25 protein-coding genes and 1 tRNA gene are annotated in these 25,623 nt (G+C 44.9%); 19 read left to right on the top strand and 7 right to left on the bottom strand.

Features of this window, described 5'->3' with window-relative positions; all coding sequences use genetic code 11:
- Positions 1-287 precede the first annotated feature (287 nt).
- Complete coding sequence (locus BCU34_RS09535) at positions 288-884, top strand: VOC family protein (protein WP_102433591.1); 597 nt, start codon at positions 288-290, stop codon at positions 882-884.
- A gap of 288 nt (positions 885-1,172) precedes the next feature.
- Here BCU34_RS09535 and purU read toward each other — a convergent pair whose 3' ends face one another.
- Positions 1,173-2,006 carry a formyltetrahydrofolate deformylase gene (gene purU, locus BCU34_RS09530; protein WP_048660881.1) on the bottom strand — a complete coding sequence of 278 codons (834 nt, stop codon included), beginning with the start codon at positions 2,004-2,006 and terminating at the stop codon, positions 1,173-1,175.
- Between the two features lie 281 nt (positions 2,007-2,287).
- Here purU and BCU34_RS09525 point away from each other — a divergent pair, with 281 nt between their 5' ends.
- The 8 genes from BCU34_RS09525 to rnd all read left to right on the top strand — a co-directional run bounded on the left by BCU34_RS09525 (position 2,288) and on the right by rnd (position 10,297).
- Positions 2,288-2,488, top strand: a complete 201-nt coding sequence (locus tag BCU34_RS09525; protein ID WP_102480712.1) for a hypothetical protein — start codon at positions 2,288-2,290, stop codon at positions 2,486-2,488.
- A 160-nt stretch (positions 2,489-2,648) separates the two neighbouring features.
- The gene (locus BCU34_RS09520; RefSeq protein ID WP_048660840.1) at positions 2,649-4,577 is read left to right on the top strand and encodes an ATP-dependent DNA helicase; all 1,929 of its coding nucleotides are present in this window, start codon (positions 2,649-2,651) and stop codon (positions 4,575-4,577) included.
- A gap of 59 nt (positions 4,578-4,636) precedes the next feature.
- On the top strand, positions 4,637-5,338 hold the full coding sequence (gene tsaB, locus BCU34_RS09515) for a tRNA (adenosine(37)-N6)-threonylcarbamoyltransferase complex dimerization subunit type 1 TsaB (protein ID WP_048664625.1): 702 nt from the start codon (positions 4,637-4,639) through the stop codon (positions 5,336-5,338).
- A gap of 91 nt (positions 5,339-5,429) precedes the next feature.
- Complete coding sequence (locus BCU34_RS09510; RefSeq protein WP_017074520.1) at positions 5,430-5,735, top strand: hypothetical protein; 306 nt, start codon at positions 5,430-5,432, stop codon at positions 5,733-5,735.
- Positions 5,736-5,774: 39 nt separating this feature from the next.
- Positions 5,775-6,335, top strand: coding sequence for a Slp family lipoprotein (locus tag BCU34_RS09505; RefSeq protein ID WP_048664623.1), 561 nt, complete (start codon positions 5,775-5,777; stop codon positions 6,333-6,335).
- A 47-nt stretch (positions 6,336-6,382) separates the two neighbouring features.
- A complete protein-coding gene (locus tag BCU34_RS09500) occupies positions 6,383-7,234 on the top strand; it encodes an alpha/beta fold hydrolase (RefSeq protein ID WP_048664622.1) in 852 nt (283 codons plus the stop codon).
- 106 nt (positions 7,235-7,340) lie between these two features.
- Positions 7,341-9,035, top strand: coding sequence for a long-chain-fatty-acid--CoA ligase FadD (fadD, locus tag BCU34_RS09495; protein WP_048660836.1), 1,695 nt, complete (start codon positions 7,341-7,343; stop codon positions 9,033-9,035).
- A 143-nt stretch (positions 9,036-9,178) separates the two neighbouring features.
- Entirely contained in the window at positions 9,179-10,297 is a 1,119-nt protein-coding gene (gene rnd, locus BCU34_RS09490) for a ribonuclease D (protein WP_102433594.1), read from the top strand.
- Positions 10,298-10,410: 113 nt separating this feature from the next.
- On the opposite strand, the gene minE is transcribed toward rnd, so the two are convergent.
- From minE to minC, 3 genes are read right to left on the bottom strand one after another with little or no spacing between them, the layout of a single operon-like run.
- Positions 10,411-10,674, bottom strand: coding sequence for a cell division topological specificity factor MinE (gene minE / locus BCU34_RS09485; RefSeq protein ID WP_004737949.1), 264 nt, complete (start codon positions 10,672-10,674; stop codon positions 10,411-10,413).
- Positions 10,675-10,680: 6 nt separating this feature from the next.
- The gene (minD, locus tag BCU34_RS09480) at positions 10,681-11,493 is read right to left on the bottom strand and encodes a septum site-determining protein MinD (RefSeq protein WP_009848498.1); all 813 of its coding nucleotides are present in this window, start codon (positions 11,491-11,493) and stop codon (positions 10,681-10,683) included.
- A 21-nt stretch (positions 11,494-11,514) separates the two neighbouring features.
- Complete coding sequence (gene minC / locus BCU34_RS09475; RefSeq protein WP_017629530.1) at positions 11,515-12,177, bottom strand: septum site-determining protein MinC; 663 nt, start codon at positions 12,175-12,177, stop codon at positions 11,515-11,517.
- Positions 12,178-12,397: 220 nt separating this feature from the next.
- Between minC and BCU34_RS09470 the strand changes: the two genes are divergently transcribed.
- The 5 genes from BCU34_RS09470 to BCU34_RS09450 all read left to right on the top strand — a co-directional run bounded on the left by BCU34_RS09470 (position 12,398) and on the right by BCU34_RS09450 (position 18,156).
- A complete protein-coding gene (locus BCU34_RS09470; protein ID WP_017062372.1) occupies positions 12,398-12,688 on the top strand; it encodes a YcgL domain-containing protein in 291 nt (96 codons plus the stop codon).
- A 30-nt stretch (positions 12,689-12,718) separates the two neighbouring features.
- Positions 12,719-13,717: a lytic transglycosylase domain-containing protein gene (locus BCU34_RS09465; RefSeq protein ID WP_102433616.1), complete on the top strand. Its 999-nt coding sequence runs from the start codon at positions 12,719-12,721 to the stop codon at positions 13,715-13,717.
- Positions 13,718-13,851: 134 nt separating this feature from the next.
- Positions 13,852-14,772 (top strand): LysR family transcriptional regulator, encoded by a 921-nt coding sequence (locus BCU34_RS09460; protein WP_080967320.1) that lies wholly within the window; start codon positions 13,852-13,854, stop codon positions 14,770-14,772.
- A 205-nt stretch (positions 14,773-14,977) separates the two neighbouring features.
- On the top strand, positions 14,978-16,177 hold the full coding sequence (locus BCU34_RS09455) for a NupC/NupG family nucleoside CNT transporter (RefSeq protein WP_019826134.1): 1,200 nt from the start codon (positions 14,978-14,980) through the stop codon (positions 16,175-16,177).
- A gap of 164 nt (positions 16,178-16,341) precedes the next feature.
- The gene (locus BCU34_RS09450; RefSeq protein ID WP_102478253.1) at positions 16,342-18,156 is read left to right on the top strand and encodes a cation:proton antiporter; all 1,815 of its coding nucleotides are present in this window, start codon (positions 16,342-16,344) and stop codon (positions 18,154-18,156) included.
- Positions 18,157-18,273: 117 nt separating this feature from the next.
- Here BCU34_RS09450 and folD read toward each other — a convergent pair whose 3' ends face one another.
- Positions 18,274-19,131 carry a bifunctional methylenetetrahydrofolate dehydrogenase/methenyltetrahydrofolate cyclohydrolase FolD gene (gene folD / locus BCU34_RS09445; RefSeq protein ID WP_017629535.1) on the bottom strand — a complete coding sequence of 286 codons (858 nt, stop codon included), beginning with the start codon at positions 19,129-19,131 and terminating at the stop codon, positions 18,274-18,276.
- 211 nt (positions 19,132-19,342) lie between these two features.
- Here folD and BCU34_RS09440 point away from each other — a divergent pair.
- Together BCU34_RS09440 and aroC are read left to right on the top strand one after the other, a co-directional pair.
- Positions 19,343-19,419 (top strand) — tRNA-Arg (locus tag BCU34_RS09440).
- Between the two features lie 270 nt (positions 19,420-19,689).
- A complete protein-coding gene (aroC, locus tag BCU34_RS09435; RefSeq protein ID WP_004734182.1) occupies positions 19,690-20,775 on the top strand; it encodes a chorismate synthase in 1,086 nt (361 codons plus the stop codon).
- Between the two features lie 112 nt (positions 20,776-20,887).
- Here aroC and BCU34_RS09430 read toward each other — a convergent pair whose 3' ends face one another.
- Positions 20,888-21,511 (bottom strand): trimeric intracellular cation channel family protein, encoded by a 624-nt coding sequence (locus tag BCU34_RS09430; protein WP_004734183.1) that lies wholly within the window; start codon positions 21,509-21,511, stop codon positions 20,888-20,890.
- 299 nt (positions 21,512-21,810) lie between these two features.
- Here BCU34_RS09430 and BCU34_RS09425 point away from each other — a divergent pair, with 299 nt between their 5' ends.
- From BCU34_RS09425 to BCU34_RS09415, 3 genes are all read left to right on the top strand, one after another.
- Complete coding sequence (locus BCU34_RS09425) at positions 21,811-22,341, top strand: elongation factor P hydroxylase (RefSeq protein WP_102433596.1); 531 nt, start codon at positions 21,811-21,813, stop codon at positions 22,339-22,341.
- Between the two features lie 9 nt (positions 22,342-22,350).
- Positions 22,351-22,614, top strand: a complete 264-nt coding sequence (locus BCU34_RS09420; RefSeq protein WP_017632537.1) for a YfcL family protein — start codon at positions 22,351-22,353, stop codon at positions 22,612-22,614.
- Between the two features lie 175 nt (positions 22,615-22,789).
- The gene (locus BCU34_RS09415) at positions 22,790-23,311 is read left to right on the top strand and encodes an NADPH-dependent FMN reductase (RefSeq protein ID WP_017632536.1); all 522 of its coding nucleotides are present in this window, start codon (positions 22,790-22,792) and stop codon (positions 23,309-23,311) included.
- 120 nt (positions 23,312-23,431) lie between these two features.
- Here BCU34_RS09415 and mnmC read toward each other — a convergent pair whose 3' ends face one another.
- Positions 23,432-25,582, bottom strand: coding sequence for a bifunctional tRNA (5-methylaminomethyl-2-thiouridine)(34)-methyltransferase MnmD/FAD-dependent 5-carboxymethylaminomethyl-2-thiouridine(34) oxidoreductase MnmC (gene mnmC / locus BCU34_RS09410; protein ID WP_102433598.1), 2,151 nt, complete (start codon positions 25,580-25,582; stop codon positions 23,432-23,434).
- Between the last annotated feature and the right edge of the window lie 41 nt (positions 25,583-25,623).

Raw genomic sequence — 25,623 nt, 5'->3', positions numbered from 1 at the left:
GTTAATTATGCTTCTAGTTAACGATTTAATGCCAAAATCAGCAGCAGACTCTGTTTAAGTTCACAGAAATGGCGGTAATCATACCAATTTTGTGGGGTTTCTTATAGGTCGAATTGATAGAAAATTAACATTTCCTGAGTGGTTTTTGACAATCGACTTTTACCAAGACGCGTTTGCATGTTTAAGGATCGGAAAGAACATAGTTATTGAGTATCTTTTGTAAAAGCAACGCTTGTTGCAAAAGGCAAAACTGATAACATGCAGCCATTATTTGGAGAACGCAGACAATGATGATGAGCCTGAAGCAAGCTGAACTAGAACCACAACAAATGATCGCCCGCCTTGATACCTTTATGGCAAAAATCGAGAACCTAGGAAATACACTGGGTTTAGATTTAAGCTTTGCTCAAGCGGATCATATTGCGCTGCGAGTCAATGACACTGAGTTAGCCAAATCTGCGCATCAAGCATGGTCTGAGTACGGCTCTACCATTTCAGAGGCGATGATCAATGGTCGTCCAATTGTGGTGTTGGCTTTCGATGAACCCTTGCAAAGCCTTGGCTGGAAAATTGAATGCTTGGAGTTGCCATATCCAGCAGAAGGTAAGATTTACCCAAGCCAAGATTGGGAACATGTAGAGTTTGTGATTCCGTCTCATGCCCAAACGGCTGATGAGTATCTAGCGGATCTTAAAGAAACTTACCCGCAGTTCGCTGCTAACTTTGAAACGCTGGCTGAGCAAGGTATTAAGATCAAACTCTCTAGTCCGAAAGGCGAGGGGGAACGCTTGAATAACCCAACAGTGGCTTTTAAACATCAAGGGATTTGCATCAAGCTGCACCCACACTCACTTAAGCGTATTGTTGAATCTGAACAGGCTTAATTTGAGTAGAGAGTCGCTAGGAAAAGATTCCTGAACTCGCCTAGGCTCGTCGGAATGACGGATGTGGGCTAGGCTTGTGCCTTACAATCATTCGGTTTGAGTGGATTGTTTCCGAGCCATAGTTTTTGCTAGCTAGAGAACGACGTCATTCCCGATAGCGACGAAGGAGCGTAGTCGGGAATCTCTTAAAGTTACCCTGAACATTAAATATAAAAAACGCGCAGTGGGTTAACCCTATTGCGCGTTTTTTATTGGATTCTAGCTGGAAGTCGAACTTAAATTAGCAACTTACAGAATCACAGTCTTGTTGCCGTAAACAAACACGTGATCATTGATCACCTTGTTTAGCGCCTTACTCAATACGTTCTTCTCTACGTCACGACCCGCTTGCGCCATGTCTTTCGCGCTGAAGTTGTGATCCACTGGAATAACGTCTTGCTTAATGATCGGTCCTTCATCGAGATCATTAGTCACGAAGTGTGCCGTTGCACCAATGATCTTTACGCCACGCTCATACGCTTGTTGGTATGGCTTCGCACCGATAAACGCTGGCAAGAAGCTGTGGTGGATATTGATGATCTTGTGGTTGTACCTTTCAACAAATCCCGGAGTCAGTACTCGCATGTACTTAGCCAAAACAAGGTAATCAGCCTCGTATTGGTCAATCACTTCTAGCATCTTCTTCTCATGCTCTTCACGGTTTAGCCCTTCGTGAGAAACATGGTGGTAAGGGATGTCAAAACGCTCGGTTAGGCTTTGTAGAATGTCATAGTTGCCAACCACTGCTGCGATTTCCACGTCTAAACTGCCATCGAAGTTCTTCATTAGAATGTCGCCAAGGCAGTGCGCCTCTTTGGTCACGAGTATCACAACACGCTTGCGAGATGAATCAACAAGTTTACGCTTCGTATTTTGTGGCAGCGCCTGGTCTAAATCGGCAAGCAAGGTTTCGTCATTGAAATACCCTTCAAGCTCGGTGCGCATAAAGAAGTGGCCACTTGTGTTATCTACGAACTCATTGTTGTGAATAATATTGAGTTGGTGCTTATAACAAATGTTGGTGATCTTAGAGATGAGGCCCGGGGCATCAGTACAATGTGTTAGTAAAGTTTTTCTTTCCATTTGCATCTTACTTCCATGAAATATTTTTATTCTTCAAATTAAATGCAGGCCGTCGAACGGTGAACTGAGCCGCAATATCACCGTTATAATTAATCTATTATCAAGTTGGTTTCAACAAATTCTGCTGCTCATTTATCGCTTTGATAAATTGTTTGATGTGGAAATATCAGTTTTTAGATAGGAAAACAGGCAGAAGCTTCATTTTTAAAGTTTTGACCGTAGTACGCATTTGAACTTCAACCGAGGCATTTACGCCTTGGCCAAAAATAGAGGTGATACTTATGGATAAAGAGTTACTAGCCAAAAAACTGTACTGCCAACGAGTGAATTCATTGGCGAGAGGTACCGAGTTAGATGGTAATATTCTAGATGAAATGTGGGAAAGTAAGACCCCACCAACCGATGCAGTGAAGGCCATACAACCTTGTGATAACCATTTTGAAGGCGCCTCTTGGTTGTCACGTTATCTAAGTCGAAAATAAAAATGACTCTCTAATTCTTACTTCTTCAGTTCTTACCTTTAAGGTAACTCAAGTCACGTCAAACTAAACCAAACACCTCCGGTGCGAAGTCATTCTTGATTCGCGCCGGCTCACTAAACCTGCCATAATTCGTCTTCTATTTTTCTAAACTTCGTACTCTATGATATCTAAAACGTTTTCTGCTGATGGTGCTCTGGGTAAAGCGATCCCCGGGTTTCAGCCACGACAAGCTCAGCTAGACATGGCTGAAGCGGTTTCACAAGCTATTGAGCAACAGAGCCAATTAGTTGTTGAAGCGGGAACGGGTACCGGTAAGACCTTTGCTTACTTAGTGCCAGCGTTGCTTAGTGGCAAGAAAACCATCATTAGTACGGGGTCTAAAAACCTTCAAGAACAGCTGTTTCACCGAGATTTACCATTGATGGTCGATGCGCTTGGCTTTTATGGTCAGGTTGCGTTACTTAAAGGGCGTTCAAACTATTTGTGTTTGGACAGACTCAGCCGTCAAATGATCGAGAGTCATGGTGCTCATACCGATCCAACACTGCTGGCTCAGTTAGTCAAAGTTCGTAGTTGGTCGTCATCCACTCAAACGGGGGATTTAGGCGATTGTGATGATATCGCTGAAGACAGCCCAATCATTCCTACGATTACTTCCACTAACGACAACTGCTTAGGTAAAGAGTGCCCAAGCTACACCGATTGCTTTGTGCTTAAGGCGCGTAAAAAAGCGATGGATTCGGATGTGGTTGTTGTAAACCATCACCTATTCTTAGCGGACTTAGCGATTAAAGAAACCGGGTTCGGTGAGCTAATCCCAGAAGCAGACGTGTTTATCTTCGATGAAGCCCATCAGCTTCCCGATATTGCCAGCCAATACTTTGGTCAGTCCGTGTCGAGCCGACAGATTAATGAGCTCGCTAAAGACATCGAGATCGCCTACCGAACCGAAGCGAAAGACATGCGTCAGTTACAAAAGGTGGGGGACAGGCTTGTTCAGTCAGCTGCCGACCTACGTATTGTGTTGGGCGATACCGGCTTTCGTGGTAACTGGCGTGAAGCACTAAAGTCTGAGTCAATTGCACGAGAACTTGTTCGTCTACAAGATGCGTTGCAACTGGCCGTCGATGTATTGAAGCTAGCATTGGGTCGAAGCCAACTGTTAGACACCGCTTTTGAACGTGCGAACATGATTAAGTCACGCATTGAACGTGTGTGCGATGTGTCGATTACGGGTTACTCCTATTGGTATGACACAACACCAAGGCAATTCGCTTTGCACATCACACCACTGTCGGTTGCGGATAAATTCCATGAGCAAATCGAACTTAAACCGGGCGCTTGGGTATTTACCTCAGCAACCTTGGCGGTGTCAGATGATTTCGATCACTTTACCTCTCGACTTGGCTTAAAGCCGTCGGCTCAGTTTTCACTGCCGAGTCCATTTGATTATCCGAATCAGGCACGTTTATGTGTGCCTCGTTATCTTCCAGAACCCAATAGTCCGGGTTTGGCGGATAAGTTAGTTCGAATGCTGACTCCGGTGATTGAGCAAAACCAAGGCCGCTGTTTTTTCTTGTGTACTTCACACAGCATGATGAAAGAGTTGGGTGAGCGATTCCGAGAAACCCTCACTGTACCAGTCCTATTACAAGGTGAGACAAGCAAGCAAAAAACCTTAGCCGAGTTCATGGAATTAGGTAACGCATTGCTCGTAGCTACCGGTGCTTTCTGGGAAGGGATAGATGTTAGGGGCGACGCATTAAGCTGTGTTATCATCGATAAATTGCCCTTTACCGCCCCTGATGACCCTTTACTTAAGGCTCGAATCGAGGACTGTAAATTAAAAGGGGGTGATCCTTTTGCACAGGTACAGTTGCCAGACGCCGTGATTACCTTGAAACAAGGTGTAGGCCGATTGATACGTGACAAGCGCGATAATGGCGCTTTGATTATTTGCGATAACCGATTGGTGACTCGCGATTACGGTGGCATATTTTTGGCGAGTTTACCGCCTATCCCACGTACCCGTGATTTAGGGGTCATTAAAGAATTCTTAGCTAAAGACCATTCAATCGCTGCTGAGTAATTGGCATTGTTGAGCTTAGCCATTATTTTTAGATTAGATAACAGATATTTGAGACACAAATGAGCGCGAAAATTCTTGCAGTAGATACCGCAACTGAAAACTGTTCAGTTGCATTAGTAATGGGTGACCAGGTGTTCGCACGTAGCGAAGAGGCTCCTCGAGACCATACAAAAAAAATTCTACCTATGGTTGATGAAGTACTGAAAGAAGCGAATGTCGCTTTAACCGATATTGATGCTATCGCGTTTGGCCAAGGTCCAGGCAGTTTCACGGGTGTACGTATTGGTATTGGTATTGCTCAAGGCTTGGCTTTTGGTGCGGATTTACCGATGATCGGTGTCTCTACACTGGCTGCGATGGCGCAAGGCAGCTACCGTAAATTTGGTGAAACTCATGTTGCGACAGCGATTGATGCGCGTATGAGTGAAGTGTACTGGGCTCGCTACAGCCGTGAAGAAGATGGTCGTTGGACTGCGGTTGATGCAGAGTGTGTTACACCACCGAGTGAGTTGGCAGCGCAGCTTGAAGCGGACTCTGAAACATGGGCAAAAGTCGGTACAGGTTGGGAAGCGTACGCAGAACATATGGATACTCTAGCGATCAACACCAAAGCATGTGAAGTGCTATTCCCAGAAGCTCAAGATATGGCTTTCCTTGCTCAATTCGCTTATGCAGAAGGCAAGGCGGTTGCAGCAGAAGAGTCTGAGCCTGTTTATCTTCGTGATAAAGTGACTTGGAAAAAACTGCCTGGCCGCGAGTAAATACATATTATTTTGGCTCTGCATTTACTTTGCGGAGCCGCTATTAAAGCCAGACACAAAGTCATTAAATTAGGTACAAAATTTCTTAAGCATGGTTTCAATAAACGGCTTACCTCCTTCTTCGATAGGCAATACATCCAAAACCAATCGAACCAATAAAAAGAATGAGGTAAAAAAAGGCGATGCAAAAACCTCAGTTGGTCAGCCAACTAAGGTCGCGAATGCTGTCTCGCATTCCATTCGCCAAGTCAAAGAATCTGAGATTCACAAAGCTCAGGTTCAGTATGATCTTCCAGAAGGGCGTGGTCGACGTGCGATGGAAGAGTATATGGATGTGATGAATCAAGCTAAAAAAGAGGAACTTGCGAAGCTTATTGGAGTCGATATTTACATCTAGCTTTGTGCTTTTATTTATCCTGTTCTAAGGACCGGCATTATGTTTTCTCTCATTTCTAAATCTCGCTTATTCTTCCTTATCGCTTTCTCTTCGATGGTGATGGGGTGCTCCTCGCTACCTCAAGAACTTAATGCAAACTCTGAACAAGTGGTCACCGATTACCAAGAGTGGGTTAACACAGTGCCTGATGCGGGTGACGTTCGCTTGGGTGGCGTGATTGCTAAAGTAACCAACTTGAAAGATAAGACTCGAGTTGAAGTGGTTAATTTACCTATTTCAAGCAATGGTAAGCCAGATATTGACGCCGAGCCAAAAGGACGTTTTGTTGGTTACATTGATGGCTACGTTGAACCATTGAGCTTTGCTGAAGGCCGCTTAGTCACTTTAGTTGGCACATCAAATGGCACTGAAGATGGCACCATTGGTGATTACCCTTACACCTTCCCAGTCATGAATGTCTACAATCAACGTTTATGGCAGATCACTGAGCGAGTGGTTATCAACGATTTTTCGCCGAACTATTACTCTTGCCGCAGTTTGCATTGTCGCAGTTTTCAAACCATGCCTAAGTCAGGGCGTGTGATTCAAGATGTGGAATAGTCGAACCTTACCCCGACACACTTAACGACAGGGACAACTTAAAATCAATGATTGAAAAGTCATACTCCCTTGCGAGCGGGACGCTTGCCACACAACAGATAGGCAACCCACAAACGACCGCAACGACGGTCGTTTTTATTCATGGGTGGTTGGATAATTCGTCCAGCTTTAATCAGGTTATACAGCAAGTCGCTAAGTTTGCGCCCAATGCTCACCTTGTTGCTATCGATCTCTTCGGACACGGCTTCTCGTCGCATAAATCGGGAAGTTATTACCCATTTCATGATTATATTGATGACTTGCATCAGTTGGTGACTAAATTATCGCCAAACAGACTGGTACTGGTAGGACATTCACTTGGTGCATTGATAGCAAGTTGCTATAGTGCCGCCTTTCCTGAAAAGGTGTCAGGATTAATTCAAATTGAAGGTCACGGACCTCTTTCTGAAGCTCCCCACGAAACAGTCTCTCGCTTGAGGGATGGGGTACTCAGTCGTCTTCGACAGCGAAGAAAGCCTTCACGTCCTTTGGCAAGCCTTGAGGATGCTATTAAGCTGAGAGCTCACGCCAACCAAATTAATGCTGAATTAATCGCTCCTATTGTTGAGCGAGGTATTGTCGAGTTCGAGAACTCTTGGCAATGGCGATGCGACCCTAATCTAAAATGTGACTCGTTATATCGAATGTCACAGGCGCACGCTGAAGCGATTATGGCGGCTATTGAATGCCCTCAATTAATAATCCTAGGGAATGGTGGATTCCGACATTTGCAGCATAATCGCTACAAATCAGTGCATAGTCCTCTGCATATAGAGACTGTTCCTGGCGGACATCATTGTCATTTAGAGAGCCCAGAGCTAGTTTCAGAGCTAATTCTTGGTGTAGTTAACAAAATTTAAACAAGTGTTTGAGCCTTTTAGTGCTCATGCACTAAAGCTGTGCTGTAATACCGCAATGATAAAAAGCGGCGAAGCAGTCGTCAGCTGATAAACGAGGAGTAACATCGTGGATAAACCTTGGCTTTCACGTTATCCAAGTGACGTACCAGAAACGATCAACCCAGATCAGTACCCATCTCTTGTAGAAATGTTTGAACAGTCGGTACAGAAGTACGCAGACCAACCTGCATTCGAGAACATGGGCTCGATTATGACATTCCGTAAGCTAGAAGAGCGCAGCCGTGCTTTTGCCGCTTACCTGCAGAATGACTTGAAACTGAAGAAGGGCGATCGCGTCGCGCTAATGATGCCAAACCTACTGCAATACCCAATTGCACTGTTTGGTGTATTGCGTGCCGGTATGATTGCAGTGAATGTCAACCCACTGTACACACCTCGTGAGCTTGAACATCAACTGAACGATTCTGGTGCAAAGGCGATTGTTATCGTATCTAACTTTGCGAGCACGCTAGAGAAAGTGGTTGATAACACGCCGGTTAAACACGTAGTTCTAACTAGCCTAGGGCAAATGCTGCCACGCGCGAAAGGTACAATTGTCGATTTCGTAGTGAAGTACGTAAAAGGCATGGTGCCTAAGTATGACCTGCCGGGTGCTATTTCATTCAGAAAAGCACTGCACAAAGGTCGCCGTCTTCAGTATGTGAAGCCGTTTATGGCGGGTGATGACATTGCATTCCTGCAGTACACGGGTGGTACAACGGGTGTAGCTAAGGGCGCAATCCTAACGCACCGCAATATGATTGCGAACGTACTTCAAGCGAAAGGGGCTTACGGTCCTGTTCTGCAAGAAGGCCGCGAGTTGGTTGTAACAGCACTGCCGCTTTACCACGTATTTGCACTGACCGTGAACTGCTTACTGTTTGTTGAGATGGGTGGTCGTAACCTTCTAATTACTAACCCTCGTGATATTCCAGGTTTCATTAAAGAGCTACAAAAGGTTCCGTTTACCGCGATTACTGGCGTAAATACCCTGTTCAATGCGTTGGTAAATAACGAAGATTTCCATGAATTGGATTTCAGTAACATGCGTTTATCTGTTGGCGGCGGCATGGCGGTTCAACGCGCTGTTGCTGAGCAATGGAAGAAAGCAACAGGCGTTCACCTATTGGAAGGCTATGGGTTAACCGAGTGTTCACCACTGGTAACGGGTAACCCATACGATCTAAAAGACTACACAGGTGCAATCGGCCTACCTGTACCATCGACAGAAGTTCGTATTGTTGATGATGAAGGGAAAGTAGTAGGCAATGACCAAGTGGGTGAGTTGCAGGTTCGTGGCCCTCAAGTGATGCAAGGTTACTGGCAGCGCCCTGAAGCGACTAAAGAAGTGATCGATCAAGACGGTTGGCTATCTACAGGTGACATCGTTAAGTTTGATGACGAAGGCTTGTTGTACATCGTAGACCGTAAGAAAGACATGATTCTTGTGTCTGGATTCAACGTTTACCCGAACGAGATTGAAGACGTAGTGGCTCTGCATGGCAAAGTGTTAGAAGTAGCAGCTATCGGCCAGCCTCATGAAGTGTCTGGTGAGCTGGTTAAGATCTACGTTGTTAAGCGTGACCCTAGCCTAACCAAAGAAGACATTATCGCGCACTGTCGTGAGCACCTAACGGGTTATAAGATCCCTAAATTAGTCGAGTTCAGAGATGATCTTCCAAAGACTAACGTAGGTAAGATCTTACGCCGCGTACTGCGTGAAGAAAACGATGCAGAACTTGCGAAACGCGCTAGCGAATAATTAGCCCGTTTACGCGAAAGTACTGCACCATAACCATTGAGGCGCTTAATCTAAGCGAGCGCTGAAAAATGGTGTTAGAATGCCGACAGTTAATGTCGGCATTTTTGTATCCGGCGATCAAATAGAAACCAGTGAGAGTTTTTGTGGATTATCAAATCATTACCCAATTGAAAGACCTTGAGCGAGTTTGCCAACAAGCACGTGAAGCCGATGTCGTTATGCTTGATACGGAGTTCGTTCGTACAAGAACCTATTACCCTCAATTAGGCTTGATTCAGTTATTTGATGGTGAAACGCTGTCACTGATTGACCCTATTGCTCTTGGTGAAATGACACCATTTGTTGGATTGTTGAAAGATGCTTCTGTTCTGAAAGTACTGCACGCTTGCGGTGAAGATTTGGAAGTGTTCCAGAACGCATTCGGTTGTACGCCAACTCCAATGGTCGACACACAGATCATGGCGGCTTTCTTGGGTCATGGTTTATCAACAGGCTTTGCTGCTCTGGTTTCAGAGTTTGTCGGTGTCGATCTCGATAAGAGTGAATCTCGCACTGACTGGCTAGCGCGTCCGCTTTCTCAAAAGCAATTGGACTACGCGGCGGCAGATGTGCATTACCTGATGCCAATGTACAACAAGCTTCTTGAAAAAGTGATGGAAGCTGGCTGGTGGGAAGCGGCTCAACAAGAGTCTGATTTACAAGTTGCCAAGCGCATCCGTAAAGTAAACCCAGATACTGCCTACCTTGATATTAAAGGGGCATGGCAGCTTAAACCTAAGCAGCTAGCGATCTTACGACCTCTAGCAACTTGGCGTCTAAAAGAAGCAATCAAGCGCGATTTAGCGCTGAACTTTGTCTTCAAAGAACAAGACCTATGGGCTGTGGCTCGTTTCGCGATGAAAGATCCTAAGCACATGGAGCAAGAAGGTTTTGATTACCGCTCTGTACGCCGCCATGGTGCGAAGATTAGCTCAATCGTTAAGTTGGCGGAACACACGCCTGAAGAAGAGTACCCAGCACCAGTAGAACGTTTAATGGACTTCCCTGGCTACAAGCAACTTTTCAAAGTGCTGAAAGATGAAGTGAAAACAGCATCACAGCACAGCGGTTTGGCTACGGAATTCTTAGCATCTAAGAAGCAACTTAACCAAGTGTTAAGCTGGGTGTGGAAGCACGATCGTAACCCAGAAAAACTGCCTGATGTTATGCAAGGCTGGCGTTTAGATCTGGTTGGCGAAAAGCTGAATAAAGCGATTAAGTAACCTGTTCTTGTTCTAAGAGTTAGCCAGCTACAGATATAAAATGCAGACACAAAAAAGAGAGCCTAGGCTCTCTTTTTTATTTAATCTGCTGACTACTTACAAGATAACGAAGATCACTTATCGTCTTCTGGTAGCTTAACATTCAGCTCTAATACTGAGATGTCGTCATCTTTGTGTTCGAACGTCAGATCAACCATTGATGGATCGACCTCAACGTACTTTGCAATACACTTCAAGATGTCTTCTTTCAGTTGCGGTAAGTACGATGGAGCAGGGTCGTCATGACTGCGGCGCTCAGCAACAATGATCTGCAAACGCTCTTTGGCTAGGTTTGCGGTCGTCTTTTTCTGTGGTCTGAAAAACTCTAGTAATGACATTGCGTATTAGCCCCCGAACAGTCTTTTGAAGATGCCTTTCTTCTGTTCCGTTAAGAAACGGAAGTCCACTTGGCTACCTAGTAGTCGCTCTACAGTATCATTGTAAGCCATACCTGCGTCGGTTGCTTCGTCAAAGATAACTGGAACACCCTTGTTCGATGCATTCAGTACCGCTTGGCTCTCTGGAATCACGCCCAGTAGAGAGATGTGTAGGATCTCTTCAACGTCTTCAACACTTAGCATCTCACCTTGAGTTACGCGTGCTGGGTTGTAGCGAGTCAGTAGAAGGTGTGTTTTCACTGGCTCTAAGCCGTCTTCTGAACGACGAGATTTAGAGTCAAGAATACCTAGAATACGGTCTGAGTCGCGTACAGAAGAGACTTCAGGGTTAGTCGTTACAATCGCTTCATCAGCAAAGTACAACGCCATTAGAGCGCCTTGTTCGATACCCGCAGGAGAATCACAGATGATGAAATCAAAGCCCATTTCATCTAGCTCATCAAATACGCGACGAACACCGTCTTTGGTTAGTGCATCTTTATCACGAGTTTGAGAAGCAGGAAGAATGAACAGGTTCTCTGTGCGCTTGTCTTTGATCATCGCTTGGTTCAGCGTAGCTTCACCATTGATAACGTTAACGAAATCGTAAACGACACGACGCTCACAACCCATGATTAAATCTAGGTTACGCAGACCGATATCAAAGTCGATAACTGCGGTTTTCTTCCCTTTTAAAGCCAGACCTGAGGCAATAGCTGCACTAGAGGTCGTTTTGCCTACCCCGCCTTTACCTGACGTTACAACGATAATGCGTGCCATTCTGTTTTCCTTTTATTTCTCTTATATTGCGAGGACGTCAACGTGTAATACATCGTTTGCCATACTGAACATGGTTTTCTTCTGCCAGTACTCGCTTTCAATTTGATCGCTGAGCCAGTAATTTCCCGCAATGGAAACCAGCTCGGCTTGTAAATCATTACAAATTATTTTTGCTTCAGTTTGACCACTTGCACCTGCAATCGCGCGGCCGCGTAATGTGCCATGTATATGGATGCTGCCATCGGCAATCACTTCTGCACCCGCACTCACATGGCTAAGGATCAACAGATCGCCATCTTTCGCATAAACCTGCTGACCAGAACGAATTGGGGTTCGAACCACCTTAATCGGCGCCATCTTAGCCGGTGCTTGCGATGGAGATTTACTTGCCGTCATGACTGCAAAGCCCGCTTCTTTCGCTAGATTTTGCATACGCTTATCAGAACAGCCAGCCACGCCAACCGGGATCATGCCCGCTTGAGAGATACCATTTTTCAGTTGCACAAAATCGATATCGCCTGCGACTTTACTGATGTTGATAACAACAGGCGCGGCGGCGAAAAACGTAGGTGCTTGGTCTACCTTCTCTTGAAGAAAAGACACTGCATTTTCGACTTGATCATCGGATAAGTGCAAAACAGATAGCGTAAAGCTGCTACCTTTTAGATCTGGGTTACTAGACATCGAAAAACTACAGGACCTCAATAGCGAATTGGTACAATTTCTTTATCAATAAAATAAAGGGCATTGCCTGAAACTAGGTTTATCATGTTATATTCCCAAACCAAGCACAGCAAGTAATCTTGTTGTCAAATGGACGTTTTGTTCCCAATATTTCCCTAACATAAACTATTGATCTCGCAAGTGAGAGTTTTGTAGTCATAATCAATTAAAAAGGTTTGTCATGCTGTGTTCTATATATAAAAGCTCAAAGAAAGAAGGAACATACCTTTATATCCCTAAGAAGGATGATTTTTCACAAGTTCCTGACGCATTGATGCAAATGTTTGGTAAACCTAGTTTTGTAATGGTAATTAAAATGGATGGCCGTAAACTGGCTCAAGTGAACATCGAAAAAGTGAAAGAATCACTGAATACCGATGGTTTCTTTTTGCAGGTTCCGCCACCACCAGTTAACGAACTTGAGCTTCATAAAGAGCGTAAAGCTCAACAGAAATCTCAAGACGAAGAGTGATAGCCACCTCAATTCAAGGAGGAGTGATTGTTGAGTAAATTTTCGAAAACCATATTGGCTGTGTCGGCATTACTATTGGGTAATAGCTTGACCATTAGCTCAGTGCACGCTGAAGAATTGAGCTTCGAACAATATGTAGAAAAACTAAAGCAACAAGGCCGTGAAGAAGGCATCTCTGAAACGATCATTGATGAAGCCTTTGATGGTGTAACGTTTAAGCCAAGAGCGGTGAAAGCCGACAAGAATCAACCTGAGAAAAAACTGACTCTGGATGAATACATTCCACGAGCAGTGCCTGATTGGAAAGTGAAGCAAGCCAGATCACTTTATAAGAAGCATTACACAGCGCTAAAGCGTATTGGTGATGAATATGGTGTTCAACCAAGATTCATTGTCGCGCTATGGGGTGTTGAGAGTAACTTTGGTAAGTTCACTGGTAACTACAGTGTTATCGATGCGCTAACGACCATGGCTTACGAAGGACGCAGAGAAGCGTTTTTCCGCAGCGAAGCGATGGCGGCGTTGAAGATTCTTGATCAAGGCCATATTGCACCAAAAGAGATGAAAGGCTCTTGGGCGGGCGCAATGGGTCAGCCTCAATTTATGCCAAGCTCATTCTTAGCATATGCGGCTGATGGTAATGGCGACGGTAAGAAAGACATTTGGGGCACTGAAGAAGACGTATTTGCTTCAGCGGCAAATTATCTCAGCCAATCAGGATGGGATGACAAATATACTTGGGGTCGTCAGGTTCATGTTCCGTCATCTGTGTCGATCGATTTACAAGGTCGAACTGAAGACAAAGCGAAATACTTAAAAGAGTGGTCTGAACTCGGTATTAAGCGTTATGACGATCGCCCACTGCCAACACTTGATGAAGACATTAAAGCTTGGTTAATCATGCCGGATGATGAAACCGGACGTTCGTACCTCATTTATAACAACTACAATGTGTTAATGAAGTGGAATCGTTCTTACTACTTTGCTTTGGCAGTAAGCCACCTAGCCGACAGAATTAAGTTTGATTAATTGGCATAGCTTGCTTTGATAGCATTTGGCTTACCATAGGCAGAACGAACTAAAGGACTCTTCGGAGTCCTTTTTGATTTTATATTTTAGAGATTTGAGAAGGTGGCCTTGTGCTAACAGATAGAGCTGCACAGATGGTGATATTCCATGCGTTAATTAAGCATGAAGGCTTTACCAGTGCTGCAAAGAGCTTAAATGTTTCAGTGTCTCATATCAGCAAGCAAGTCGCTTTGCTTGAAGACTCGATAGGAATCAAGCTGGTGCAAAGGACGACACGAAGCCTCACGCTTACCGAAGCGGGAGACGTGTTCTATCAACACTGTGAGCAGCTGTTTAACACGGTGAAATCAGCTCAGATGGATATGGACAGCCAGCGCGATGATATCTCTGGAATACTGCGCGTCGGTTTGTCGCAGTCATTTGGCACGCTGCATATCATTCCCGCGATCGACCAACTCAGACAGCTTTACCCACAGCTGAGAATCGAGGTTCACTTGTTCGATTATAAGGTGGATATGATTGAAGAGCGTTTGGATCTCTGGATCACCAACAATGAAGACTTGCCTGAAGGTTACATTGCGCAGCGATTAGCCGACAGCCAGTTTGTAGTGGCTGCATCACCGGATTATCTGATTAAGGCCGGGACGCCGCATGTGCCTTCTGATCTGATTGACCACAATTGCCTTATCTATCGCAGCCGAGAGCGAGATTACACATCGTGGGCGTTTGATAACGGGCAAGAAAACCTTAGTGTTAAAGTCGCGGGCGATTACTCAGTCGATTTGGCTGAGGCTGTACGAGACGCAGCAGTATCAGGGTGGGGTGTTGCTTATTTGGCGACTTACTTAGTGAAAGAAGAGTTTAGAACGGGTAAGTTGATTCAAGTATTACCAGAGTGGAGAGCCAGTCAGCTGATGCCATTCTATGCTGTTTACCCAAGCAGAAAGAACATGCCGAAGAAGCTTTCAGCGGTGATTGAGTTCATTAAAGATCATATAGGGTCGCCGACGTATTGGGACAAAAACCTCAAAACTTGTGTTGAACTGCATCGCTAACTGTTTCCTAATCTATAAATATAATTTCCATATGGAAAAAGTACGCTTTTTAATCAAAGTTAATTATTAAAATTCAATAACTTAATTATACTCATAGTTAAACCTTGATTATCCCAACATCACGTTAACAACCTCAGCTTGCCGCAAACGATTTCCTCTATAGAATGCGTCGCCTTTCCTATCTATAACTTTTAGGTTGACGCACATGGCTTCCCTACTTGGAATTATCACTATTTTAGTTGCCGCTTGGTTACTATCTACGGACAGAAAAAATATTCCACTAAGAACAGTCTCTTTGGCTTTCTTATTACAAATCTCATTCGCGCTGTTGGTTCTGTATGTACCAATGGGTAAAGAAGCGTTGAATGCAGCCACAGGTGCGGTATCTAGCTTGATCAACTACGGTCAAGAGGGGATTAACTTTCTATTTGGTGGCCTAACGAATAACGGATTTGTTTTCGCGATTAATGTTCTTGGCATCATTATCTTTTTCTCTGCATTGATTTCAGGTTTGTACCACATTGGCTTTATGCCAAAGGTGATCAACCTTATTGGTGGTGCGCTACAGAAGTTCTTGGGTACAGGTCGTGCAGAATCACTGTCTGCGACTGCCAATATCTTTGTCGGCATGATTGAAGCGCCATTGGTGGTTAAACCTTACCTAAAGCACATGACGGATTCACAACTGTTTGCTGTGATGGTGTGTGGTTTGGCTTCTGTAGCTGGTGGTACGTTAGTGGGTTATGCATCTCTTGGCGTTGACTTAAACTTCCTGATCGCTGCGGCATTCATGTCTGCACCAGCCGGTCTACTGATGGCTAAAATCTTAGTACCTGGCAGCCCAGATGACGCTCAAGAAAATATTGAGTCTGATGTAGAAATTCCACGAGCAACAAACGTAGTTGAGGCAATGGCAGATGGGGCTATGTCTGGACTTCGTATTGCCGTTGCAGTGGGTGCAACACTTCTTGCCTTTATCAGTGTGATTGCAATGCTGAATGGCTTGCTAGGTATTGTTGGTGGCTGGTTTGGCGTAAACCTAAGCTTCGAACTTATCCTAGGTTATGTGTTTGCACCCGTTGCATGGCTAATCGGTGTACCGTGGTCTGAGGCTGTGGTTGCAGGTTCATTGATCGGTAACAAGATTGTCGTGAACGAGTTCGTGGCTTTCATCCAACTAATGGATGCTAAAGAGGCACTGAGTGAGCACTCTCAAGCGATCGTAACTTTTGCTCTATGTGGCTTTGCTAACATCTCTACCATGGCAATTTTGATCGGTGGTTTGGGTAGCTTAGTTCCAGAGCGTCGCTCTTTCATCTCACAATATGGCTTCAAAGCAATTTGTGCGGGTGTGTTTGCTAACTTGATGAGTGCAGCGATTGCTGGTGTTGTACTTTCTCTGTAGCTAACTGATCATGACTTTACTCTCCCTATAGTAAAGTGACTGATTAATCACAATAATATTCGGTTAGCGTGAAAAAGAGAGCCTATAGTGTAAGAACGTAGGCTTTCTTATTTCATTGAATAGTTTGTACCACAGGGTGTGGTGCAAACCTTTTAGGGGCACAAATGGATTTGTCGATTACTTCTTCTTTGGCGTTAATTGGACTCTTGTCTTTAGCTTGTCAGCTGCTCGGTTGGCGTTTACGTCTTCCCGCGATTCTTCCTCTCCTTATCGTCGGCCTATTGTTAGGTCCTGGCTTGAATATCTTAAATCCCGATGCCATTTTTGGTGATGTGTTGTTTCCTATGATTTCATTAGGGGTTGCCATCATCCTGTTTGAAGGGGCATTAACCCTAAATTTTAAAGAAATCAGAGGCCATGGCCGGATGGTGACTCACCTCGTGAGTTTCGGTATGTTGATTACCTGGGCCTGTATCGTGGTGGGTGCTTACTACTTTGTGGACTTTAGTTGGCCGTTAGCCGCATTGTTTGGTGCATTAGTCGTGGTAACTGGCCCAACGGTGATCGTACCCATGCTTCGCAGTATTCAGCCTAAATCTTCTCTAGGCAGTATCTTGCGATGGGAGGGGATAGTGATTGATCCCATTGGCGCTCTGTTTGCTGTTCTGGTTTATGAATACATCGTCTCTTCGGCCGACCCTACAGGACATGTACTTTCAGCTCTGGGACTAACCTTAACCATTGGTTTAGGTTTAGGGATCATCGGTGGCTATTTGATTGCCAAGATGCTGCAAGGGCATTGGGTACCGCACTATTTACGTAATGTGGCTGTATTGACGCTAATGCTCGCTGCGTTCTCTTTCTCGAATGACTTGAGTGAAGAATCGGGTTTATTAACCGTGACCATCATGGGGATCTGGCTTGCCAACGTGAAAGGCTTGGATATCGAAGACATCATCGAATTCAAAGAAACCCTGACCGTATTACTCATTTCAGCGTTGTTTATTCTGTTAGCGAGTAGACTCGATTCAGGAACCTTCCTCTCGATAGGTTGGGGCGGTATTGGTTTATTAGCGGTGGTTATGCTGGTGGCTCGCCCGTTAAGTGTGTGGATCAGCGGGATCGGCACGGATCTTACCTCTGCGGATAAATGGTTTTTGAGCTGGATGGCGCCGCGCGGGATCGTTGCAGCCGCGGTTTCTTCTCTGTTTGCAATCAAGCTTCAAGAAAAACAATTAATAGAAGGCGCAGACCTGCTGGTACCAATGGTGTTCTTGATCATCATCGGTACAGTTGTGATTCAAAGCCTCACCGCGAGTTGGTGGGCAAGAAGGCTAGGTGTGACTCAAGAGAAGGCACAAGGCGTTATCTTCTTTGGTGCGACTCAGTTTTCACGCCAGTTTGCCAAAGTATTGGCGACACACAACATCAATAGTGTGCTTGCCGATACCAACTGGGAAAGCATTCGCTTAGCACGCATGGATAACTTGAATGTCTACTTTGGTAACCCAGCTTCGAGTCACGCTGAAAATAATCTGGAATTGGATGGAGTAGGGCGTGCGATGATCGTCTCGCCTTATCGTCAAACCAACCCATTAGTTAGCATGCACTATCAAGACGAGTTTGGTGAAAATAAGGTGTTTGAGCTTGAGTCATCAGAGAATAAACATGAAAGGCATCAGGTGAACCGCGATGGCAACAGAAGCTTGTTTTCGGAAGGAGTTACCTATTCCAAGCTTAACTCGTTGATGGCTCAGGGTAGCCAAATTAAAAGTACAGGTTTGACCGAGGCATTTGATTTAAACGAGTTTAACGCGCTGTACCCTAAAGCCATTCCTCTTGGGGTGATTACTGGCGGTGATTTCCGTGTAATTACACAAGGATCTGAGTTGGAAAAACTCATATCAACGGAGTGTGAGCTTATTAGTTTATTACCGCCTTCTGAACAGACGGAAAAAGTCGAGAATCCAGATAAGTAGCGAATAGCAGTGCATCAAAAGCGAGTCGCCCTGTTTCAAAACGAATGTCTAAGTATCAAAAAAGCCGCAGCGTTCATCACGTTGCGGCCTTCTAATTTTATTTATATGCGCTGCGGATTACTTCGAGTGAAATTGCTCACAAGCGATCATGGTGTTCTCGATTAGGCTCGCCACCGTCATTGGACCAACACCACCCGGTACAGGCGTGATGAAGCTTGCGCTTTCTTTCGCTACGTCGTATTCAACGTCACCCACTAGTTTGCCAGATTCCAAACGGTTGATACCCACATCGACCACAACAGCGCCTTTCTTGATCCAAGCACCTGGAATGAAGTTTGGCTTACCTACTGCAACTACAACAACGTCTGCTTGACGCACGTGGCCTTCAAGGTCTTTGGTGAAGCGGTGACATGTTGTCGTTGTACAACCTGCTAGAAGGAGCTCTAGCGTCATTGGGCGACCTACGATGTTTGATGCGCCAACGACAACCGCGTGCTTACCACGTAAATCGATGTTGTAACGGTCAAGCAGCGTGATGATGCCTTTTGGCGTACAAGAGCGAAGCTTAGGCATACGCTGAGCCAAACGGCCGACATTGTATGGGTGGAAGCCATCAACGTCTTTTTCTGGCGTGATACGCTCAAGAACGTGAGTGCTATCAATACCAGCAGGTAGAGGCAGTTGAACCAGAATACCGTCGATCTCTGGGTCTTGGTTCAGTTGGTCTACCAGTGTTAACAATTCGTCTTCTGTCGCAGTGGCTGGCAAGTCGTAAGATTTAGACACGAAGCCAACTTCTTCACACGCTTTACGCTTACTTCCAACGTAAACCTGAGAAGCAGGGTCTTCACCCACTAAAACAACCGCTAGGCCCGGAGCGCGTAATCCAGCTTCAGTACGAGCTTTTACACGTGCAGCAACTTCGGAGCGAACCGTTTGAGAAATTAGCTTTCCATCAATATTTTGAGCAGTCATGAATTTCCTTAGTATTGATATTCAAGTTAGTGGCTGATGTTTTTGGCGCATTATTCCAGAAAATCTTTTTGATTACCATCAAGCAAACGTTTGCTTTGTTCTATTTTCCAACACTTATATGTTTGTTGCCCTTTTTTTACTCACTTAGATCAGAATGTTACATAAAGCCGTTGCTTTACTGATTCGAATTCGTATAATTCGTTCCTGTAGCGCGCCCTTAGCTCAGCTGGATAGAGCACCTCCCTTCTAAGGAGGTGGTCGAAGGTTCGAATCCTTCAGGGCGTGCCATTATTTAAAGAAACCCGATAACTCTCCGAGTTGTCGGGTTTTTTGCTTTCTTACCATAATAAAAATACTCTTCTCAAAGCGCCACTCATTTCCCCGCGTTATTCATTTCATTCGGCTCATGTAATAGAAAGTTAAAATTGTTCGTTTTTTGGGGTTTACATCATTTGGTAATAAAGCCACTATGAATTCACGAAGAATAGACAAGTAAAGCTGTTAGCCAGTCGGTTTCGGAATCAAACCTTCTGCTCAATAGCTGATTTAGAGGAAGTAATGGCAGGAAACAGTATCGGACAACATTTCCGCGTGACCACGTTCGGAGAAAGTCACGGTATCGCACTAGGATGTATCGTAGATGGGTGCCCACCAGGATTAGAAATTACCGAAGCAGACCTTCAAAGAGATTTGGATCGTCGTCGCCCTGGTACTTCTCGTTATACAACGGCTCGCCGTGAAGCGGATGAAGTGAAAATCTTATCAGGTGTATTTGAAGGCCAAACTACGGGCACTTCTATTGGTCTATTGATTGAAAATACAGACCAACGCTCTAAAGACTATTCCGAAATTAAAGACAAGTTCCGCCCAGGCCACGCTGACTATACGTACCATCAAAAGTACGGTGTACGTGATTACCGAGGTGGTGGTCGTTCTTCAGCTCGTGAAACTGCAATGCGCGTTGCTGCAGGTGCAATAGCGAAGAAATACCTAAAACAAGAATTTGGTGTTGAAATCCAAGCATACCTTTCTCAAATGGGTGATATCTCAATTGATAAAGTGGATTGGAACGAGATTGAAAACAACGCTTTCTTCTGCCCAGATGCCGACAAAGTACCAGAATTTGATCAACTGATTCGTGACTTGCTAAAAGAAGGCAACTCGATTGGTGCGAAGATTCAAGTGGTTGCGACTAAAGTGCCTGTAGGCCTTGGTGAGCCAATTTTTGATCGTCTAGATGCTGACATTGCTCACGCTCTAATGAGCATCAATGCGGTGAAAGGTGTTGAGATTGGTGATGGCTTTGACGTCGTTAATCAACGCGGTAGTGAACACCGTGATCCATTAACGCCAGAAGGTTTCAGCAGCAACCATGCTGGCGGTATCTTAGGTGGTATTTCTACTGGCCAAGATATTGTTGCAAGCATTGCGCTTAAACCAACATCAAGCATTACCGTTCCTGGTGACACGATCACTAAAGACGGTGAAGCAACGCAACTAATCACTAAAGGTCGTCATGACCCATGTGTAGGTATCCGTGCCGTGCCGATCGCAGAAGCGATGTTAGCGATTGTATTGCTTGATCACTTGCTACGTCACCGTGGTCAAAACTTTGGTGTGACAACTGAAACGCCAAAAATCTAGTTCTGCTTCGTTGTAATCAGAACAGATTTGAAACTGATTTGATAAAAACAAAGAGGGTTGCTTCGTGATGAAGCAACCCTTTTTATATTCTGCGTAATTGAGAATATATCATTTAATGTACCGAGCTTTCAGGATCAAGCTGGAACGAAGGTAAACGCCACTTGAATCGTACAGCTGCCATACGCAGCAAGTAACCAACTACAAGCGTCACAATCGTCGCGGTTACGTCGTTAATGCCAAGTTCAAGCAAACCTAGATATAAACCTGAAGCGACAAGTGCAACAGAGGCATACAGCTCTTCATGCAACACCAATGGTGTTTGACGACAGATAAGGTCGCGCAGTAAACCACCAAAGACACCCGTGACTAGCGCAGACACCATGCAGATCATTGGATGTAGACCCATGGTCATCGCTACTTTAGTACCAATGATACTGAACACGATAAGCCCTAGTGCATCTAAACGAATGAATAGCCCTTTGAGCTTGATAACCCATTTAGCCAGTCCGGTTGTAATAACACCTGCGATACAGGTGATTGCCAGATACTGTGGGTTTTCAACCCAACCTAAAGGGTAATGGCCGAGTAAGATATCTCGTACTGTACCGCCGCCAATTGCCGTTGCACTGGCAACCAACATTACACCAAACCAATCCATTTTTTGTTTGCCAGCACTGAGAGCGCCGGTCATGGCTTCTGCCGTGATGCCAATGATATACAAAACACTTAGTAGCATTGCTGTAGCTCTATAATATAGGTCTATAAATTGGAGTCTTATAGGCCTTAGGGATATAAAAATGAAGCGCGAGTGTAGTAGTAAAAACGCTGATTGACGAATGAATATTTGTACCGTGAATGGGTGTTTCAGATTAGCTAAACTAATCATTCGCCTCAAAGTAGTGTAATCTGGGATCAGCAATCGATTGTCACAGTAAAGTATTGGGGGCAACCTAATGCCATTGCTCGTGATAGGGCTTTACCGAGCGCTTAAAAAAACGCAAAATGCCCCGGTTCTTTTTACTTAAATTTGATTTTATGACGCACCAATACCCAGACATCATCGATATTTTCAATCAAACCTTTTTCGAGAGTTACAATACCAAACTCGAACTGGGTGCAGACGAGCCTATTTACCTGCCAGCCGATGGGGAGGTTCTTCATCACCGTATCGTATTTGCTCGCGGATTTTATGCGTCTGCACTTCACGAGATAGCGCACTGGTGTGTCGCTGGTCCTGAGCGTCGTTTGTTGGAAGATTTTGGCTATTGGTATGAGCCTGATGGTCGAACTGAGTCGGTTCAAGCTGAGTTTGAAAAAGTAGAAATTCGCCCACAAGCGTATGAATGGATCATTGCGATGAGCGCAGGCTTTCCTTTTAATGTCAGCTGTGACAATCTACACGGCGATTTTGAGCCAGATCGTTTGGCCTTTATGAATAAAGTACACAGCGAAGTCATGGGTATCTTTGAAGCTGGCCTTCCGCCTCGCGTAAAAATGCTCTCTGAAGCATTACGCAGCTTCTACGATGTAGAACCTTTATGTACTAGCCAATTTATTGTGAAATAAGAGAATATTATGATTATCGAATTTGAAGAAAAACTACTTGAAGTAATTGATGCTCGCATTGAAAACGCATCAGACGATGAACTGTTTGCTGGTGGTTACTTACGTGGTCATATTTCTCTGTCAGTGGCTTCATGTGAAGAAGAAGGCATTGAAGACGTAGCTGAAGTAAAAGCACGCATCGAGAAGAGCCTAGATGACGCTCGCTCTGAACTAACGCCAGCAGATCGCACCATCGTTAATGACCTTTGGGTTGAACTGCAAAACCAAGCTTAATAGCTAACAATTTATCACTATCCGCTCAGTCCCTTCCTTTCCATTTTGCTGAGCTGTTAATTATTTGAGACTCATTCGAAATTTTTGAATGAGTCCGTTCAATCCTTGTGATGGTTCCATTTTCTGACTACGTTATTCTAATCCCACTTAACGGATTTACAGAAAAGGTCACATCATGAAAGTTATCGCATTCGGCGCAAGCACAAGCTCTACTTCTATCAACAAAACTCTAGCAACTTACGCAGCTAACTTGATTGAAGGTGCTGAAGTTAAAGTTCTAAACATCAACGATTACAACGTTCCTATGTTCAGTGAAGACACTGAAAAAGAGATTGGCCAAGCGGAAGGCGCACAAGCATTCTTACGTGATTTAGCTGAAGCAGATGCGTTTGTTATCTCTTTTGCTGAGCACAACGGCCACTACCCAGCTGCGTACAAAAACCTATTTGATTGGGCGACACGCATTGAGCGCTCTGTGTTTGGCGAGAAGCCGGCGGTTTACTTAGCGACTTCACCTGGCCCAGGCGGTGCACAAACGGTACTTGGCGCAGCAACAGGTTCAGCGCCATACTTTGGCGGAAACGTAAAAGCGTCAGTTTCAGTACCAAGCTTCTACGATAACTTTGATTTTGAGTCTGGTTCTATCAGCAACGAAGAGATTGCTCAGCAGATCAAAGACGCGGTTGCTAAGCTGTAAATACAAGTTAGATCAACACGAACAACAAAAAGCCCGAGGGACATAATGTCGCTCGGGCTTTTTAGCTTTTAGTTTCAGGTATTTCCAATATTTAGATATTCAGAATAGTTGAACTAGAAACTACTGATTTGTTTTTGAGTGCTTATCTGCAACCCAGCCAGCGGTTAATGCTTTACCTTTACGCAGCCTGCGTACCCACATTCTGCTTGGGTGAATCGCTTCAAGCACATCGACAGGTAAGGGAAGCGGATCGCCACAAATTTGTGATGCTAACACTTCAGCCAATAATGGCGCAGAGCTCAAGCCACGTGAGCCTAATCCGATAAAACAGTATAGGTTAGGGAAGCTTGTCACCGTTTCAACATCATCAACCGAGTCACGCTGTGGGTTAAAGTTGTGTAGATCTTGGTACTGATCTTTAATGGCTTCGAAATCGCCCACATTGCCAACAAATGGCAAGTGGTCACGGCTCACGCTACGGATACCTTGGCGCGCTAGGTTGCTACTGGTATCGACATCTTTTGTCCATGCTTGGTCTGGCAGTGACCCATGCAGACGCTCGCCATTATGTTGCTGAACCTCAATATCAAACTCTTGGTCGATGTTGGTTTTGTCGTAGTTTGCGCCAATACAATGGTGTCCATTGTTTGGGTTTTGTGGTGTTAAGTAACCATCAAAGCACAACACGGTTTTTAGTTTACTGAGGTTATCCGTGGTCGGAATGTGGCTCACTTGACCTTTAACCGGTGTCAGTGGTACTGGCTGAGTCTGCTCAAACTGAGTGAACTTGTGGCCGTTCGCAACCACCACTTGGTCATGCTTGGTTTGAATCTCACCTTGTGGTGTCTCAATGATGAGCAACCATTGTTGTTCAGTTTCGAGCCATTCTAGTTGAGTCACTTGATGTTGATAGTGAGTGCTAACTTGGTGGGTCTCTTCTAACTTCCCGATCAGGCCTTGTGTCAGTTGCAGAGGGCTCAACCAACCACCCAGTGGGAAGTAAACGCTCTCTTTATCGACCGGTAGGCCAATCTTTTCATTCGCTTGTTCTGGCGATAAACGCTGAATCAAATCTGTATGGAAATTGCCTTCCAACATGCGGTTGAGCTTTTTAGTGGAGCCTTCGTCCCACATCAAAATGTTCACGCCACACCAACTGTGGTCAAACTGAATAGATTGCGCCGCCTGATTAATGAACTGGCGAGCAAACAGTAAGCCTGGTCCAAACACGCGAGACACGTTCGAGGTGGCTTCGCTTAACAATGGATAAATCGCACCTTGATTGTTGCCTGATGCATTACCCGCTGCTTGTGGGTGCTCACAATAAAGCGTGATGTCTTTACCACGGCGGCTCAGCGTTTTAGCGAGTGCTGCACTAGCAACACCACCACCGATGATAGCGATGTCTTGCGATTCGTTGTGCTGTGATAGGCCATACCAAGGTTTGATGTTGGTGTGAGCATGCTTTTCGCCAAGTCGGCCTGCAATCATTTCTCGCTTGGTGCCAAAACCTTTGACCTTCTTCATTTCAAAGCCAGCTTCAATTAAGCCACGGCGCACAAAGCCAGCCGCGGTGAAAGTCGCGCAACTACAATCTTGCTTGGCGAGCTTGGCCATACCGTTGAATAGGTTTTGATTCCACATCTCTGGGTTCTTGCTCGGAGCAAAACCGTCTAAGAACCAAGCATCAACCAAACCTTCACGTGGGGTTGGTACGTTAGGCATGCAATCTTTAATATCGCCAAACCATAAATCAAGCGTGATTGCACCGTCGCCAAGCACAATGCGGTGACATTCAGGCAGGGCGATAGGGTAGTGTTGTTGGAGTTGCGTCGCATACTCGGCTAATTCTGGCCACGATTGGTGTGCTTTGATGAGATCCTCTTTATTTAAAGGATATTTTTCAAAACTGATGAAATGTAACTCTTTGGTCATCGCTTGTGGGTTATCTTTAAGAAAAGCATCGAACCATTGCCAAACTGCAAGAAAGTTCAAACCTGTGCCAAAGCCGGTTTCTGCAATCACAAAACGGCGTTGTTCATGTTCAAGCCAACGCTCTGGAAGGTGGTTTTGCTTTAAAAAGACGTAGCGAGTTTCTTCTAAACCGTTAACATTGGAGAAGTAAACGTCGTCAAATTGGTCTGAAACTGGCGTGCCAGACTCATTCCATTCCAGTTCTGCATTAGTAATTGAAGTCATAAAATCTATCATTTTGTGATTTGAAGCGATATGTTGGTAGGGATTGTACGAATTTCTAGGAAAGCTGACCACTTTTGTTAGGCTTCTTAGTTATCATCTAGCTGAATTTAGAA

It is taken from the genome of Vibrio sp. 10N.286.45.E10, assembly GCF_002874195.2.
GTDB classification, from domain to species: Bacteria; Pseudomonadota; Gammaproteobacteria; order Enterobacterales; family Vibrionaceae; genus Vibrio; species Vibrio crassostreae.
The sequence above is the reverse complement of the archived record's forward strand: the minus strand, read 5'-3'. Positions and strand labels throughout refer to the sequence as shown.